General features: G+C 72.5%; 17 protein-coding genes. 9 read left to right on the top strand and 8 right to left on the bottom strand.

Annotated elements, in window-relative coordinates; genetic code table 11:
• Window positions 1–103 precede the first annotated feature (103 nt).
• Window positions 104–868: a hypothetical protein gene (locus OG439_RS04885; RefSeq protein WP_326948130.1), complete on the bottom strand. Its 765-nt coding sequence runs from the start codon at window positions 866–868 to the stop codon at window positions 104–106.
• A 267-nt stretch (window positions 869–1135) separates the two neighbouring features.
• Here OG439_RS04885 and OG439_RS50005 point away from each other — a divergent pair, with 267 nt between their 5' ends.
• The 8 genes from OG439_RS50005 (at window position 1136) to OG439_RS04850 (ending at window position 8868) form a co-directional block, all read left to right on the top strand.
• Window positions 1136–1261 carry a tryptorubin family RiPP precursor gene (locus OG439_RS50005; protein ID WP_371827495.1) on the top strand — a complete coding sequence of 42 codons (126 nt, stop codon included), beginning with the start codon at window positions 1136–1138 and terminating at the stop codon, window positions 1259–1261.
• A 75-nt stretch (window positions 1262–1336) separates the two neighbouring features.
• The gene (locus OG439_RS04880) at window positions 1337–2377 is read left to right on the top strand and encodes a cytochrome P450 (RefSeq protein ID WP_326948129.1); all 1041 of its coding nucleotides are present in this window, start codon (window positions 1337–1339) and stop codon (window positions 2375–2377) included.
• A 72-nt stretch (window positions 2378–2449) separates the two neighbouring features.
• Window positions 2450–3934 carry an acyl-CoA synthetase gene (locus OG439_RS04875; RefSeq protein ID WP_326948128.1) on the top strand — a complete coding sequence of 495 codons (1485 nt, stop codon included), beginning with the start codon at window positions 2450–2452 and terminating at the stop codon, window positions 3932–3934.
• Window positions 3931–4698: a crotonase/enoyl-CoA hydratase family protein gene (locus OG439_RS04870; protein WP_247049648.1), complete on the top strand. Its 768-nt coding sequence runs from the start codon at window positions 3931–3933 to the stop codon at window positions 4696–4698. Before OG439_RS04875 ends, OG439_RS04870 begins: the two co-directional genes overlap by 4 nt.
• Window positions 4695–6620 (top strand): acetoacetate--CoA ligase, encoded by a 1926-nt coding sequence (locus OG439_RS04865; RefSeq protein ID WP_326948127.1) that lies wholly within the window; start codon window positions 4695–4697, stop codon window positions 6618–6620. The genes OG439_RS04870 and OG439_RS04865 overlap by 4 nt, the downstream gene beginning before the upstream one ends.
• Window positions 6617–7510, top strand: coding sequence for a 3-hydroxyacyl-CoA dehydrogenase NAD-binding domain-containing protein (locus OG439_RS04860; protein WP_326948126.1), 894 nt, complete (start codon window positions 6617–6619; stop codon window positions 7508–7510). The genes OG439_RS04865 and OG439_RS04860 overlap by 4 nt, the downstream gene beginning before the upstream one ends.
• A 13-nt stretch (window positions 7511–7523) precedes the next feature.
• Complete coding sequence (gene couO / locus OG439_RS04855) at window positions 7524–8390, top strand: 4-hydroxyphenyl-beta-ketoacyl-CoA hydrolase (RefSeq protein ID WP_326948125.1); 867 nt, start codon at window positions 7524–7526, stop codon at window positions 8388–8390.
• A gap of 4 nt (window positions 8391–8394) precedes the next feature.
• Entirely contained in the window at window positions 8395–8868 is a 474-nt protein-coding gene (locus OG439_RS04850) for a GNAT family N-acetyltransferase (RefSeq protein ID WP_326948124.1), read from the top strand.
• On the opposite strand, the gene OG439_RS04845 is transcribed toward OG439_RS04850, so the two are convergent.
• Both OG439_RS04845 and OG439_RS04840 read right to left on the bottom strand, forming a co-directional pair.
• Window positions 8865–9872 carry a zinc-dependent alcohol dehydrogenase gene (locus OG439_RS04845; RefSeq protein WP_326951490.1) on the bottom strand — a complete coding sequence of 336 codons (1008 nt, stop codon included), beginning with the start codon at window positions 9870–9872 and terminating at the stop codon, window positions 8865–8867. The two genes, OG439_RS04850 and OG439_RS04845, sit on opposite strands and share 4 nt — an antisense overlap.
• Before the next feature lie 54 nt (window positions 9873–9926).
• The gene (locus tag OG439_RS04840; RefSeq protein ID WP_326948122.1) at window positions 9927–10337 is read right to left on the bottom strand and encodes an STAS domain-containing protein; all 411 of its coding nucleotides are present in this window, start codon (window positions 10335–10337) and stop codon (window positions 9927–9929) included.
• 564 nt (window positions 10338–10901) lie between these two features.
• Between OG439_RS04840 and OG439_RS04835 the strand changes: the two genes are divergently transcribed.
• The gene (locus OG439_RS04835) at window positions 10902–11558 is read left to right on the top strand and encodes an HAD family hydrolase (RefSeq protein WP_326948120.1); all 657 of its coding nucleotides are present in this window, start codon (window positions 10902–10904) and stop codon (window positions 11556–11558) included.
• On the opposite strand, the gene OG439_RS04830 is transcribed toward OG439_RS04835, so the two are convergent.
• From OG439_RS04830 to OG439_RS04810, 5 genes are all read right to left on the bottom strand, one after another.
• The gene (locus OG439_RS04830) at window positions 11551–12375 is read right to left on the bottom strand and encodes an ABC transporter ATP-binding protein (protein WP_326948119.1); all 825 of its coding nucleotides are present in this window, start codon (window positions 12373–12375) and stop codon (window positions 11551–11553) included. The two genes, OG439_RS04835 and OG439_RS04830, sit on opposite strands and share 8 nt — an antisense overlap.
• A 19-nt stretch (window positions 12376–12394) precedes the next feature.
• A complete protein-coding gene (locus tag OG439_RS04825) occupies window positions 12395–13315 on the bottom strand; it encodes a VOC family protein (RefSeq protein ID WP_326948118.1) in 921 nt (306 codons plus the stop codon).
• 16 nt (window positions 13316–13331) lie between these two features.
• Window positions 13332–14528 (bottom strand): acyl-CoA dehydrogenase family protein, encoded by a 1197-nt coding sequence (locus OG439_RS04820; protein ID WP_326948117.1) that lies wholly within the window; start codon window positions 14526–14528, stop codon window positions 13332–13334.
• A 111-nt stretch (window positions 14529–14639) separates the two neighbouring features.
• Complete coding sequence (locus OG439_RS04815) at window positions 14640–15173, bottom strand: flavin reductase family protein (protein WP_326948116.1); 534 nt, start codon at window positions 15171–15173, stop codon at window positions 14640–14642.
• Window positions 15170–16006 carry a fumarylacetoacetate hydrolase family protein gene (locus tag OG439_RS04810; RefSeq protein WP_326948115.1) on the bottom strand — a complete coding sequence of 279 codons (837 nt, stop codon included), beginning with the start codon at window positions 16004–16006 and terminating at the stop codon, window positions 15170–15172. Before OG439_RS04810 ends, OG439_RS04815 begins: the two co-directional genes overlap by 4 nt.
• Window positions 16007–16029: the final 23 nt, after the last annotated feature.

Here is a 16029-nt window from a genome sequence, read left to right as displayed (position 1 = left end):
CTGAAACCCCGCTGAGACGTGCGCGCCGCGTTGTTGTGCGGGTGAACGCAAAAGGCTCCGCGACGCACACCTGGTGCGTCGCGGAGCCTTTCGTGCGTACTGCTTACTTCTTCGGGCTGTTCTCCGGGCTCGGCGCGGGCTTCGGCGGGGTCACCGCCGGCTTCGGCGGGACGGCCGCGGGCTTCACACCGCTCGTCGGCGCCGCCGGGGGCTTGGCCACCGGGGTCTTCGTGCCGTTCTGCGGGGCCGGCGGCGGTGTCGCCGGGGTCACCGGCGGCTTCGGCGCGCTGCCGTTGGCCTGCGCGGCCGCCTTCTCCGCGGCCGCGTCGGCCTCGTGGAGCTGCGGTTCCGCCAGCGGGTTGCCCCGCTTGGCGCGCAGCACCGCCGCCGCACCCGCGGCGAGGACCGCGATGCCCAGCAGCCACGGCCAGCGGGCCTTCTTCGACCGCTCGCCCTTGGCCGCGCTCTTGGCCTCGGCCAGCGCCGCCGTCAGGTCCCTCTTCGCCGTCGCCACCGTCTTGCGGCGCTTGCGGCTGGAATCACCCCGCGAGCCGACGACGGCCGCGACCGCCTCGGCGGCCTTGCGGCCCGGGTCGCGCATCTTCACCGCGCGGGCCAGCACCTCGTCGCGCGCCGCGACGGAGTTCACCCGCAGCTCACGGCGGGACGCCTTCGTGCCCTTGTCGAAGTCCTTCGTCGCCTTGCGGCCGACCTGGGCCAGCTCGTCGGCCCCCTCGGTCAGCTTCCGGTCGGTGATCTCCACCGCCCGCGCGGCCGCGTCCGCGCCCACTCGCGCGGCCTCGACGGCGAGCTCTCGCACGCCGGCCGCCGCCGTCTTCACTCGTTGCCCGACCGCAGCGTCGCCCATGGCTTCACCTCTCCACTCGTTTCGGCGGACGTCGCCCACCACACCCCCTGGCTACCCACCCGAGGGCCGTCTCGAACATGCCGCCGGAGACACGAATGTGAAGAATGAAATACGTGTGTGTAAATCCATTCCGTAGCATCGAAGGCGAATTCGATCAACACCGACGTTCGTAGGGCATTCCCGCTCACCGGTGACCGGACAGGGAATGGACAACCGCAAGTTCGTTCTTGACCAACCGGCACACCGTCCCCGTAATGTGGTCCCCGGATGATCGCGGACGCGGGATCCCTTTCACACGAACGAAGGAGGACGTCGGTGAAGCTGGTTCGGCTCGTCAAGAAAGCGCTCCCCGCAAAGAGCCTGAAGGCCTACGCCTGGTACGGCTGGATCTGATCTTCAGCACCGGATCGGGCCGGTTCCGGGCATCCCGGAACCGGCCCACCGATTCTCTCGAAGGAGCACGGAAGAGTGGTCATCGCCGCCGGTAACCGGACAAAACGCACCGTCTTCGCGCCCCGGATCGACCGGCTGCTGCGGGAGCACCGGGGCGGCGAGCTCTTCCGGCTCGAACCGGACACCATCGGCGTCGCGGACCCCGATCTGATGAACGCCCTGCTCCTGGCCCGCCCGGCGAACGCCGAAGAACGGCCCACGTTCAAGCCCGTCCTCGGCCGGCGCGTCACCCGGACGGAGTCCGCGAGCCTGATGCAGGCCGTCGGCGCGGACGTCCGGGCCGCCCTGAAGAAGCCCACGGGCCGGCTCGACCTCACCGGGAAGTGGCCGGCCGTGCCGCACGCCCACCTGCGTGACCTGGTCTTCGGCCGCGAAACCCGCCGGTTCCGGACGCTCGTCGACCGGCGGCTGGAGCTGACCCCGAAGCTGACCTGGTCGGCCGTCACCACCGGGTCCGCGGTGCTCCCGCCGTCCCCCGAGGGCCGGGAGCTGTCCACCCTCGCGCGCCAGGTCCTCGCGGCGGACGGCTTCGCCGAGCGGCGCTTCCGGATGTACCTCTACCGGCGCGTCGCCGCGCCGATCTGCTTCACCGTCGCCGCCCTGGTCACCAACGCGGTCTGGCTCGGCGCGCCGTTCGCCGACGACGTCCCGAACGAGCACGTGCTCGACGAAGCCCTGCGGCTGCTGCCGCCGTCGTGGAACATCCTGCGCGTCCGCTCGCCCGAGTACACCGAGGTCGACGCGCGGATCACCCCTGGTGACGACGTCCTGCTGCTGCCGATCGTCAGCCACCGCTCCCCCGCGCTCTGGGACGACCCGGACGAGTTCCGCCCCGAGCGCTGGGCGGACCTGGACGCCGACACCCAGCCGGGTTACCTGCCGTTCGGCCACGTGAGTGAACGCTGCTGGGGCCGTCACATGGTGCTGCCGCTGGCCAGCCGCCTGCTGGACGTCGTGCGCGCGGAAGGGCTGGTGCCGGACCCGCGGCAGCTCAAGGGGCACGTCGATCTCGACGGCCTGCTGGAGGTGGCCGACCTGCGCGTCGTGCGCCGCTGACCCCTTGACACCCGCCGCGGTCCGCGCGCATCCTGAGTCTTATCAGGTTCCCTGATATCAGGAGGCGTGGCGATGAGCGCGGACTTCGGCCTGGGCAGCTGGCCCGCGCGGCGTGCCCGGATCGACCCGGGCCGCGTCGCGCTGACGCAGGCCGGGCGCACCCTCACCTACGCGCAGCTCGCCGGCCGCGTCGACCGCCTGGCCGGCAACCTGACCCGGCGCGGCGTGCGACCCGGCGATCGCGTCGCCTACCTCGGCGTCAACGACATCGCCGTGTTCGAGACGCTCTTCGCCACCGCCCGCTGCGGCGCGATCTTCGTGCCGCTCAACTACCGGCTCGCCCCCGCCGAGATCCGCTACATGCTCGGCGACAGCGGCGCGTCGGTCCTCGTGCACAGCCCGGACGCCGACGCCCTCGTCGCGGCGGCCGGACCCCACGACCTGCGCGTGATACCGGCCGGCGGCGACGGGGACGGACCGCCGCCGGACCCGGACGTCGGCCTCGACGACCCGTGCCTGCTGCTCTACACCTCCGGCACCACCGGCCGCCCGAAGGCGGCGGTCCTCACCCACGGCAACCTGACCTGGAACACCGTCAACCAGCTCGCCCACCTGGACGTCCTCGGCACCGACAAGGCCCTCTGCATCGCGCCGCTGTTCCACTGCGTGGGCCTGGGCCAGATCACGCTGCCGACGCTGTTCAAGGGCGGCAGCGTCGAGCCGGTCGCCAGGTTCGACGCCGGGACGATCCTCGCGCGCATCGCCGAAGCCGGGATCACGAGCTTCTCCGCCGTCCCCACGATGCTGGAGATGATGTGCCGCCACGAAACGTGGGCGGCCACCGACCTCAGCTCGCTGACCTGCGTCCTCTACGGCGGCTCGCCGGTGGCCGAACGCGTCGCGCGGGCGTGGCTCGACCGCGGCGTCCGGCTGCTGCAGGGCTACGGCATGACCGAGGCCTCCCCCGGCGTCTTCATGGCCACCCACGACGGCACGCTCGACCACCCGGTCGCCGCGGGCGTGCCGCACTTCTTCACCGACGTGGCCGCCGACGGCGGCAAGCCGCTGAGCGCCGAGCCCGCCGAACTGCTCGTGCGCGGCCCGCACGTCTTCGACGGCTACTGGAACCGGCCCGAGGAGACGGCCGCGAGCTTCGCCGGCGCGCACTGGTTCCGCACCGGCGACGTCGTCCGCGTCGAGGACGACGGCTGGGCCCACATCGTCGACCGGGTCAAGGACCTGATCATCTCCGGCGGCGAGAACGTCTACCCCGCCGAGATCGAGGCGATCGCCGTCCAGCTCGACGCCGTCGACGCCTGTGCCGTGGTCGGCGTGCCGGACGAGCGCTGGGGCGAGGTCGGCGCCGCCTACGTCGTGGCCCGCGACGGCGCGGAGCCGGACGAAGCCGCGTTCCGCGCCCACCTCGAAGCGCACCTGGCCCGGTACAAGGTGCCGAAGTACGTCCGGTTCGTCAAAGCGTTGCCGCGCAACGCCACCGGCAAGATCCGCCGCGTCGAACTGCGCCGGCAAGCCGCCCAAACCTACGGAGCCGCATGACCAGCACGCTGCACCTCGAACTGCACGACGACGTCGCGGTGCTGCGGCTGTCGCGGCCGAAGAAGCGCAACGCGCTCGACGACGCCACCGTCCTGGCCCTCGAAACCTTCTTCGGCAACCCGCCGGCTGAGGTGAAAGCCGTCGTGCTCGACGCCGAAGGCGACCACTTCTCCGCCGGGCTCGACCTCTCGGAGCTGACCGAGCGGGACGCGTTCGAGGGCCTGCAGCACTCGATGATGTGGCACCGCGCCTTCGAACGGATCGAGCGCGGCCGCGTCCCGGTCGTCGCGGTGCTCAAGGGCGCGGTCATCGGCGGCGGTCTCGAACTCGCGTCGGCCACGCACATCCGCGTCGCCGAGTCGACGGCGTTCTACGCGCTGCCGGAGGGCCAGCGCGGCCTGTTCGTCGGCGGCGGCGGCTCGGTGCGGGTGCCGCGGCTGATCGGCGCCCACCGGATGACCGACCTGATGCTCACCGGCCGCGTCCTCGACGCCGACGAGGGCCACGCGGCCGGCCTGTCGCACTACCGCGTCGAGCCGGGCGAAGGCCTGGAGCACGCGCTCGGCCTGGCCCGCAAGATCGCCACGACGTCGCCGATCACGACGTTCGCGGTGCTGCAGGCGCTGCCGCGCATCGCCGAGGCCAACCCGGCGGAGGGCTACCTGCTGGAGGCGCTGATGGCGGCGGTCGCCACCGGCAGCACCGAGGCCCAGGACCGGATGCGGGCGTTCCTCGACAAGCGCGCGGCGAAGGTCGCCCGGTGACGCCGCTGCGCCCGGTCGCCGCCGACGTCCGCGACACCACGGAGATCGGCCGCTACCTCGGCTGGCTGACCACCCACCGCGGCCTCGGCTTCGAGGACTACGCGAGCCTGCACCGCTGGTCGGTGACCGATCTCGACGGCTTCTGGTCGTCGATCCGCGACTACTTCGGCGTCCGCTTCCACACGCCGGAGACGGCGGTCGTCCCGGATCCGCGCATGCCGGGCACCGAGTGGTTCCCGGGCGCGACGCTCAACTACGCCGAGCACGCCCTCAGCCACCGGCCCGACGACGAGGTCGCCGTCATCGCGTATTCGCAGACGCGTCCGCGAGAAGAGCTGACCTGGGCGCAGCTGCGTGACCAGGTGGCCAGGGCCCGCGCCGGTCTCAGGCGGCTGGGCGTCGGACGCGGCGACCGCGTCGTGGCCTACCTGCCGAACATCCCGGAAGCCGTCGTCGCGTACCTGGCCACGGCGAGCCTCGGCGCGGTGTGGGCGTCCTGCGCGCCGGAGTTCGGGGCCCGCGCGGTGCTCGACCGGTTCGGGCAGGTCGAGCCGAAGGTGCTGCTGACCGTCTCGGGGTACCGGTACGGCACCAAGGACGTCGACCGCCGCGGCGAGGTCGCCGACATCGTGGCCGGGCTGCCGACCGTGGAGCACGTCGTCCGGGTCGGGTACGGCGACGACGCCACCGGCTGGGCGGAGTTGCTGGACCAGCCGGGCGAGCCGGGCTTCGAGCCGGTCGGGTTCGCGCACCCGCTGTGCGTGCTGTTCTCCTCCGGCACCACCGGCAAACCGAAGCCGATCGTGCACGGTCACGGCGGGTTGCTGCTGGAACACCTCAAGAACCACGGCCTCAGCTGGGACCTGCGGCCCGGCGACCGGCTGCTGTGGTTCTCCACCACCGCCTGGATGATGTGGAACGCGCTCGTGTCCGGGCTGCTGACCGGCGCGTCGATCGTGCTGGTCGACGGCAACCCGCTGCACCCGGACCTGGCCTGGCAGTGGCGTCTCGCTGCCGAAACCCGCGCGACGCTGCTGGGCGCGAGCCCGGGTTTTCTGATGGCGTGCCGGAAAGCGGACCTCGACCCGGCGGCGGATCTGGACCTGTCGGCGTTGCGCCAGATCGGCGCGGCGGGCAGCCCGCTGCCCGCCGAGGGCTACCGGTGGGTCGCCGACCGGTTCCCCGACGTCCTGCTCAACGTCGGCAGCGGCGGCACCGACGTCTGCAGCGGGATCGTCCAGGGCAGCCCGCTGCAACCGGTGTGGGCCGGCGAGATCTCGGGCCCCTGTCTGGGAGTCGACGCGCGGGCGTTCGACGAGCGCGGCGAGCCGGTGGTCGGTGAGCTGGGCGAACTCGTGATCACCGCGCCGATGCCGTCGATGCCGGTCGCCTTCTGGGGCGACCTCCCGGTCACCGACCCGGATTCCCGGTACCGCGCAACGTACTTCGCCGACTACCCCGGCGTCTGGCGGCACGGCGACTGGGTGCGCTTCTCACCAGACGGCGGCTGCGTCATCGCCGGCCGCTCCGACGCCACGCTCAACCGCGGCGGCGTCCGGCTCGGCACCGCCGAGTTCTACACGGTCGTCGAGGAGCTGCCGGAGATCGACGACTCCCTCGTCGTGCACCTCGAAGACCCGGCGGGCGGCAACGGCGACCTCCGCCTCTACGTCGTCCTGCACGACGGCGCGCTGGACGACGACCTGCGCCACCGCATCAAGAGCGCGTTGAAGAGCGCGCTGTCGCCGCGGCACGTGCCCGACGAGATCACCGCCGTCCCGGTGATCCCGCGCAACCGCACCGGGAAGAAACTGGAGCTGCCCGTGAAGAAACTCCTGCTCGGCGCCCGCCCCGAAGACGTCGTCGGCCGGGACGTCCTGGCCGATCCCACCGCCCTCGACCACTTCCGGGCGCGCGCATGAGCACCGTCGCGGTGGTCGGTACCGGCGTGATCGGCGCGAGCTGGGCGGGCCTCTTCCTCGCCCACGGCCACGACGTCGTCGCCACCGATCCGGCGTCCGGCGCCGAAGAACGGCTGCGCAGTGCGCTCGAAGGCGTGTCGACGGATCGCCTGCGGTTCGTCGATGACGCCGGCGAAGCGGCCGCCGCCGCGGACTTCGTTCAGGAGAACGGTCCGGAGCGCGAAGACGTCAAGCACGCGTTGTTCGGCGTCCTCGACGAGGCCGCGCGGCCGGACGTGATCCTGGCGAGCAGCTCGTCCGGGCTGCTGCCCAGCGTCATCGCCCGCGGCTGCCCGCGTCACCCCGAGCGGGTCGTGATCGGGCACCCGTTCAACCCGCCGCACCTGATCCCGCTCGTCGAGGTCGTGCCCGGCCGCGACACCGCGCCCGAGGTCGTCGACCGGGCCGTGGAGTTCTACACCTCGGTGGGCAAACGCCCGATCCGGCTGACGCGCGAGCTGCCCGGCCACGTCGCGAACCGGCTGCAGGCCGCGCTGTGGCAGGAGGCGTATTCGCTGGTCGAACGCGGGGTCGCGACGGTCGCCGACATCGACACGGCGATCGCGTACGGGCCCGGGCTGCGGTGGGCGGTGCTCGGCCCGTTCGTCAACCAGCACCTGTCCGGCGGCGCCGGCGGCCTGGCGCACGTCCTGCGGCACCTCGGCCCGCCCACCGAAGAATGGTGGCGCGACCTGGGCCAGGTCCACCTGACGCCGGAACTCGCCGAGACGCTCATCTCCGGGGTGGACGCCGAACTGGCCGACACCGACCAAGCCCGGCTCGTCGCCGCGCGCGACGCCGTCCTCGACCAGCTGCTGGCCGCCAAGGCCGCGCAGCCCGACCTGCCCTGACCTGGAGATACCGGTGGATCTTTCCGCACTGACCGCCCTCGACGTCCACACCCACGTCGAGCAGGACGGCCACGGCTGCTTCGCGCTGGACCAGGAGCTGCTCGACGCGTCCGCGAAGTACTTCCGCGCCGACCAGGACCGGACGCCGACCGTGACGGCGATCGCCGAGCACTACCGCGCCCGCAAGATGGCCGCGGTCGTGTTCACCGTCGAGGCGCCCGCCGCGACCGGGCATCCCGCGCTGTCGAGCGAGGAGATCGCCGACGCGGCCGCCGCGCACCCCGACGTGCTCATCCCGTTCGGCTCGGTCGACCCGCACTCCGGCAAGGCCGCCGTGCACCGCGCGCGCCGGCTCGTCACCGAGCACGGCGTCCGCGGGTTCAAGTTCCACCCCAGCCTGCAGGGTTTCGAGCCGAACGACCCGCGGTTCTACCCGCTCTACGAGGCGATCGGCGAGCTCGGCGTCCCGGCGCTGTTCCACACCGGCCAGACCGGGATCGGCGCGGGCCTGCCGGGCGGGCGCGGCATCAAGCTGCGTTACTCGAACCCGATGCTGCTCGACGACGTCGCCGCCGACTTCCCGCACCTGACGATCATCCTGGCGCACCCGTCGGTGCCGTGGCAGGACGAGGCGATCTCGGTGGCGACGCACAAGGCCAACGTGTACATCGACCTGTCCGGCTGGTCGCCGAAGTACTTCCCGCCGCAGCTGGTCCGCGCGGCCAACACGCTGCTGAAGCGCAAGGTCCTGTTCGGCTCGGACTTCCCGGTCATCACGCCGGACCGCTGGCTGGCGGACTTCGCCGAACTGGACATCAAGGACGAGGTCCGGCCGATGATCCTGAAGGACAACGCGATCCGGCTGCTCGGCCTATCCTGAGCCGGTGGCAGCGATAGCACTCCGGCCGGTCGAAGACGCCGATCTCGACGCGTTGTTCGAGCAGCAGCGCGACCCCGAGGCGGTCCGGATGGCCGCGTTCACCCACAAGGACCCCGACGACCGCGAAGCGTTCGACGCGCACATGGCGAAGGTGCGGTTCTCCGCCGGGATCACCCACCGCGCGGTGACCCGCGACGGCGTCCTCGTCGGCAGCATCGCCGCGTTCGTCATGGAGGGCGACACGGAGATCACGTATTGGATCGACCGGTCGGTGTGGGGGCAGGGCATCGCCGGGCAAGCGCTTGCCCTGCTGCTCGACGCGGTCGAGGTCCGGCCGCTGCACGCGCGCGCCGCCAGCGACAACGCCGGGTCGTTGCGAGTCCTGCAGCGGGCGGGCTTCACCGTCGTCGGCACCGACACCGGGTACGCGAACGCCCGGGGCGCGGAGATCGAGGAAACGATCCTGCGGCTCGACTAGCGGCGCGGATCGACGTGGACCTTCGGTCCGGGACCGGCGTGGTGCTCCCCGGCGAGGACGGCGCCGACGTCGTCGAGCCCGACGGTCGCCGCGACCAGCGGCCGCGGGTCGACGGCGCCGCTCGCGTACGCGGCGATCGTGTCGGCCAGGCCCGGTGACGCGGACAGGATGCCGACGGCCGTGACGTCCTTCAGGACCAGCTCGCGGGTGTCGATCAGGCTGGGCTGCCCGGCCAGTCCGATGTAGACGGCCCGGCCGGCCGGTTCGACCAGGTCGAGGGCCAGCGCGGGCAGCTCGACGGCGTTGGACGCGTCGACGACCGCGTCGAAGGACGAATCCGGGAGCGTGCCGCGGGTCCAGGCGTGCGCGAAGCCGAGGGTGCGGGCGAAGGCGAGGGTGGGCTCGTCGCGTCCGAGCAGGTGCACCTCGGCGCCGGCCGCGCGCAGGAACAGGGCCACGAGCAGCCCGATCGTCCCGGGCCCCAGCACCAGCGCGCGATCGCCGGGCCCGACGGCGGCGGCCTGCGCCGCGCGCAGAGCGTTGCCACCCGGCTCGACCAGGGCGCCGAGGACGGCGTCGACGGAATCGGGCAGCGCGTGCAGCGACCACGCGGGGACGGCGATCCGTTCGGCCAGCGCGCCGGGCCGCCCGCCGCGGATGCCGACTTCCTCGCGGCGCGCGCAGGTGTGCTGGTGGCCTTTGCGGCAGCGGCGGCACGTCTGATCGCCGAGCATGGTGTCGCCCATGACGCGGCGCCCGAGCCACGCCGGGTCGACGCCGGCGCCGACGGCCGAGACGGTGCCGGCCCACTCGTGACCCAGCCGCATCGGGTACGCCGAGTGGCCCTGGTGCAGGTAGGCCATCTCGCCGGTGAAGAACTCGACGTCGGTGCCGCAGACGCCGGCGCGTTCGACGTCGACGACCACCTCGCCGGGGACGGCTTCGGGCACCGGGACGTCCTGCACCGAGAACGCCCGCGGGCCGGTGAGCACGAAGGCCCGCATGGTGGTGATCACCCGGGAAGTCTCACCCGGGAGCCGGGGCTCACGCCACCTGGGTCAGACGGGGATCTCCGTCGCGCGCTCCCAGCCGGCGGGCAGCGGGCTGACGTTGAGCTCGTGGTCGAGCCCGGTGTCGGAGAGGGCCCGGCGCACGACGCGGTTGTCGCCCGTGACGACGCGCAGGGTGGTGCTCTCGCGCTGCGTCCGGGCCTGGATGTCGACCAGCGCGTCGAGGCCGGCCGCGTCCAGGAGGTCGACCGCCGAGAGGTCGAGCACCAGGACCGGGAACTTGCGGTGGGCCCAGGTGGCCAGGACGGCCTCGAGCTGGGCGGCGCTCTCTTCGGCGAGGGCGCCCCGGATCCGGACCATCACGGCACCGAAGTAGGGGCGGATCACCTTGATATCGAACGCACCGGCGCCCGCGCGGGTCACGGGGATCGCCGTCGCGGGGTGCTGCACAACCAACATCGGCAGACGCCTTCGTTCACAGATTGAAGTGCCGGGCGGGAGTCCCGCTCGGACGCAGACCGGAATGGGGGTAACGGCTGTTGCCTGAACCGTACCCTCGCAGCGTAGCCTCCCGTCCTCCCGGCGCAACCCCGCCCAACGGGCGAGCCGCGCTCCACCGCCTGCCCCATGGCGGAGGGGTACCCACGCCGATCGCCACGGCTGGGTGAAGTACGGAGTGCTCGACAGCGCACGCTCGAAGAAACGGGTCCACAATGGACAAAAAGGACCCGCTCCCGCTCGGCGAAGGCTGGGGGTACCTGCGAGCAGAAGCGGGAGACAAAGCGTCGGTACGGGGGTCGCCTCGCGGCAAGTGGCGCTACACGGCTCCAGCCGGACTGGCATTCCGTGAAGGCTGTGGGTGAGGCCCGGGGACACCACCGTACCGACAGTCTGTACAACGCACGGCCTGCGGAAATGTTCCCCGCGTGACGCACGTCGCCACAACGGCCGAAGCGACGTTTCGCGGTCGCCCCGCCGGGTACCACCAGAGCGTCCGAAGGAGGGATCGCCATCGCCACCGCTGTGCTCTTCGACCTCGACGGCACGCTCGTCGACTCCAACTACCTGCACGTCCACGCCTGGCAACGCGCGTTCCGCGAGCTGGGCCGCGACGTCGACTCCTGGCGCGTCCACCGCGCGATCGGGATGGGGTCCGGCAAGCTGCTCGCCGACCTGCTCGGGCAAGCCGACGCCGACGAGCTCGGCGACCGGCTCGAAGACCTCCACAGCCGCTTCTACCTCGAGACGGCCGGGATGCTCCGGCCCTTCGACCAGGCCGCCGCGCTGATCCGCGTCATCGCCGGGCACGGGGTGCGCGTGCTCCTGGCGACGTCGGCCGGGCCCGACGAGCTGGACGTCATGCGCAAGATCCTCGACGTCGACGACGTCGTCACGGGCATCGTCGCAGGCGAGGACGTCGAGGCCACCAAGCCCGACCCGGAGCCGGTGTACGCCGCGCTGGAGCGCGCGGGAACCGAGCCGGGCGACACGATCTTCGTCGGCGACTCCGTCTGGGACGTCCACGCCGCCACCAAGGCGGGCGTGCGCACCGTCGCCGTGCTCTCGGGCGGCGTCAGCGCGGCGGAGCTGACCGAAGCGGGCGCGGTGGCGACCTACGAAGACCCCGCGGCCCTGCTCGACGGCCTCGACCACAGCCCGTTGGCGGAGCTGTTCAGCTAGCCGCGCGGGCGTGCGCCACCCACCGGCCGTTGAGCCGGTGGACCTCGACCTCTCGCTCGTAACACGCCGACAGGCCGTCGTTCGTCAGGACTTCGTCGATCGGGCCGGCGGCCGTCACCGCGCCGCGGCGCACCAGCAGGGCGTGCGTTGCCGTCGCCGGGATCTCCTCCAGGTGGTGCGTCACCGTCACCGTGGCCAGCTCCGGCTGGGCCCGGGTCAGGTTCTCCAGCGCCAGCAGCAGGTCCTCGCGGCCCGGCATGTCCAAGCCGGCGAACGGCTCGTCCAGCAGGAGCAGCAGCGGGTCGGCCATCAGCGCCCGGGCCAGCCGGACGCGGGCGCGTTCGCCCTGCGAACACACCCGCACCGGCCGGTCGCCGAGGCCGGCGCACCCGACCAGCTCCAGGAGCTTCGCCGCGCGGTCGCGGATCGTGTCGTCGTAGCGCTCCCACAGCGGCAGCACACTGCCGCTGTAGCCGGTCAGCACCACCGTGTGCGCGTTGTGGTTCTCCGCGTCGGGCAGCCGCTGGTTCGCGCCGACGAACCCGATGTGCGTCCGGATGTCCCGCAGGTCGACCGCGCCCATCCGGTGCCCGAGCACCACCGCGGTGCCCGCGCTGGGAAACCGCTGGGTCGAGGCCACGGACAGGATCGTCGACTTGCCGGCGCCGTTGCGGCCCAGCACCACCCAGCGCTGGCCGTAGTCCACCCGCCAGTCGACGCCCGACACCAGCGGCGTCCGGCCGACGTGCACCTCCACGCCGGCAAGCTCGATCGCCGGGCCGTCGAGGTTGGGCTGCACGAAGACGGGCTTGCTCATCCTTCCATGATCACACGCGTCAGGATCCCGGGTGGGCGTCGGTCATCAGGTCGGCCAGGTCCTCCGGGGCCAAGAACGACGGCGGGGGCGGCGGTCCCCACGCGTAGAGGCTCTTCTCCCCCGCCACCACCCGCGGCTCCCAGATCTGGTCCTCCAGGATGCAGTCGATGTCGGAGTAGTATTCGGAGAAGTTGCCCGCCGGGTCGCGCAGGTACCAGAAGAAGTTCGAGCCGATGTAGTGCCGGCCCAGGCCCCACGTGTGCCGCTCGGGGTGGCCCTGCAGCATCGCGGTGGCGCCGCGGCCGACCTCGTCGACGTCGTCGACCTCCCAGGACGTGTGGTGCAGGAAGCTCACCGGCGCCTGCTGGACGAGCACGTTGTGGTGATCGGTCGAGCAGCGCATGAAGGAGGCGAAGCCGGGGGCCTCGTCGCTGACCTTGAAGCCGAGCCCCTCGGTGAAGAACTTCTGGGTGGCGGCCTGGTCGGTCGAGCCGAACACGACGTGCCCGAGCTTGCGCGGGCGGACGGCCTGCTCCCGGTCGATGGCCGGCGCGCGGACGTTGGCCCGGCGCGCCGCACCGGGCTGGTTGTAGGCCACCGGTTCCGGCGGCTCCTGCCGCAGCCGCGGCGCCACCGAGACGACGACGTCGAGGCCGGTCACCGGGTCCTTGGTGTGCAGGGCGTCGCCGACGCGCCGGCTGCCGAGGTCGAGGCGGGCCAGCGACGCGGCGACGCGGTCCAGGTCGTCCGGGTCGTCGGCGCCGACGCCGAGGGTGAGCAGCCGCCGCTGCGCGCTGGGGCGCAGTTCGAGCTGCTCGCCGCCGTCGGCGGTGGCGAACCCCGAGCCGGTCGGGGTCAGGCCGAACTCGGTGTAGTACTTCGCGGTCTCGTCGACGTTCGGCACGCCGACGGTGATCTTCGTGAGGCGGTGCAGGGCCATCACGGGCTCCTTCGGGTCAGACGAGCGGGGTGATCTGGTCGTCGCGGCCGAGCAAGGCCTTGCCGTAGACCTCGTAGCCGACGGCGGGCAGCACGATCGCGTGCCGCGCGGCGACGGCCGAGTCGCGCCACATCCGCTGCAGCGGGTTGGCCTCGGCGAAGCTGCCCGCGCCGTGGGCGGACAGCAGGACGTCGAACGCCTTCGTGACGTTCTCGACGGCCCAGCCGGTGTCCGCGCGCACGCGGGCCCGCAGCTCGGCGTCGGGGTAGGTGCGGTTCGCGGCGGCGGTGTCGATGTCGTCGGCCGCGCGGAAGACGTGCAGGTGCGCCGTGTCGATCCGCATCGCGGCCTCGGCGAGCTGCAGCTGGAAGGCGGCCGACTCGGCCTGGGTGGTGTAGGCGGTGTAGGAGATCGCCTTGCGGGCGGCCTTCTCCCGCACCATCCGCAGCGCCGCGCGGCCGAGGCCGAGCTGCGGGCCGGCGAGCACGAGCGCGAGGGTGGGCACGAACGCGGCCCGGTAGAGGTCTTCTTCGGGCTCCTCCACGGCGTACCGCCCGGCGATCGCGGGCGGCACGGACATCACGCGGTGATCGGGCACGAAGACGTCCCGCGCGATCAGGCAGTTCGAGCCGGACGAGCGCATCCCGGCGACGAACCACGTCTCCTCGAGCCCGAGGTCGGTGCGCGGGATCAGCGCCATCCCCTGGTCGACGACCTCGCCGCGCTCGTCGGTCAGCGGGATGCCGACGCCGGCCCAGTCGGCGTGCCAGGAGCCGGAGTTGTAGTACCAGCGCCCGGTGACGCGGTAGCCACCGTCCACTTTGGTCGTCTCGGCGGTCGGCGCGAGGACGCCGGAGACCTTCGCGTCCGGGTTCGCGCCCCAGACGTCGTCCTGCGCCTGCCGGCTGAAGAGCCCGGCCAGCCACGCGCAGACGTTGCTCAGGGCGACGACCCAGGCGGTACCGCCGTCGGCCTCGCCGACCGCCGCGGACACTTCGAGCATCGACCGCACGGGCAGGCCGTAGCCGCCGTAGCGGCGAGGCTGGGCGATCTTGAACGCACCGGCGTCGGTCAGCGCGGCGATGCTCTCTTCGGTGACCCGCCGGTCGGTCTCACCCTGCGCGGCGTTCTTCGCGAGCAACGGCAAGATGGCCCGGATCCGGGCCAGGACGGTTTCGGTGGTGGGCGCGGGTTGTTGGGTCGCGATCGTCATGACGTCGTTGTCCTTTCGCAGACTGGTCCTTCTGCCGCGGCTGGTCGTGAGTGGTAATGCGGGTTCTAACCCGCATTACCACTCACGAGCAGGTAAGCCGGGTGCAGGCGGCTAGCGGGCGCAGGCGGCGATCAGGTCCGTGATGGGTGGCCGGGGCCGTTCGGCGAACTTCGAGTGGGTGCCGAACGTGCGGTGCGCGTAGACCAGCGGCGGGCGCTCGGCCCGGCCCAGCGCCGTGACCCGGCCGAACAGCAGCAGGTGGTCGCCCGCCTCGACGGTGCGGTCCAGGTCGCAGCCGACCCAGCCGGCGGCGTCGCGCAGCCTCGGCAGGCCGTCGTCGGCGAACCACGCCGTTTCCGCGCCGAAGCGGTCGGCGCCGCGGGTGGCGAACAGGACGGCCAGGTCGTCCTGGCCGTGGCCGAGCAGGTTGACGCCGAAGCGACCACGGTCCCGGATCGCGGCCAGCAACGCCGATCGCCGGTCGAAGGCGACGCCGACCAGTGGCGGGTCGAGCGACAGGGACGTGAACGAGCTGACCGTCGCGCCGCACGGGCGGCCGTCCTCGGAGAACGTCGTCACGATCGTCACCGGCGCGCACACCGCCGCCATCACCGCGCGGAAGCGGTCCGGGTCGAGGGCCGTCACGGCGCGGTGAACCGGTGGTGCATCCGGCCGATGCCCTCGATGGTGCTGACCAGCTCGTCGCCCGGGCCGAGGAACCGCTGGGGGCTGCGCGCCATGCCGACCCCGGCCGGCGTCCCGGTGAAGATCAGGTCGCCCGGCCACAGCGGCAGCACGGCGGAGAGGCGGGCCACCAGCTCCGGCACCGAAAAGATCAGCTCGCTGGTCCGGCTCTTCTGCACGGACTCGCCGTTGACCGCGCAGTCGAGCGCGAGGTCGTCCGGGTCGGCGAACTCGTCGGGCGTCACCACCCACGGCCCGATCGGCCCGAAGCCGGGGCGCGACTTGCCGAGGCTGAACTGCGGCGCGGGCCCGGCCAGCTGCAACGTCCGGTCGGAGAGGTCCTGCCCGACCGTCAGCCCGGCGACGTGCTCCCAGCCGCGCTCGGCCGGGACGTCGCGGGCGAGAACGCCGATGACGGCGACCAGCTCGACCTCCCAGTCCGTCGGGCCCGGGAGCGGGATCTCCCCGGACGGGCCGGTCAGGCTGCTCGCGAACTTCGTGAAGACGGTCGGCGACTCCGGCAGGCCGAGGCCGGATTCGGCGGCGTGGTCGCGGTAGTTGAGGCCGACGCCGAAGATCTGGCGCGGCGCCGGGACCGGCGCCCCGAGGTCGCTTTCCGCGAACGGCGCCGCGGTGTCGTGCGGGGCCGCCGCGGCCCAGTCCCGGAACTCGGCCCAGCGGTCGTAGATCGCCTGCGGGTCGGCGGAAAACCGCCGCTCGCTGGCTTGTTCGACGTCGACGGCGCCGGCCTCGGTCACGAGGACGAGCCGTCCGGAGAGAGTCGCGATCCGCATGAGCTGCCTTTCGATCGGTCGAT

Origin of the sequence: Amycolatopsis sp. NBC_01307 (genome assembly GCF_035975215.1) — a bacterium.
Lineage (GTDB): Bacteria > Actinomycetota > Actinomycetes > Mycobacteriales > Pseudonocardiaceae > Amycolatopsis.
This window is presented reverse-complemented; position numbering and strand designations above follow the sequence as displayed.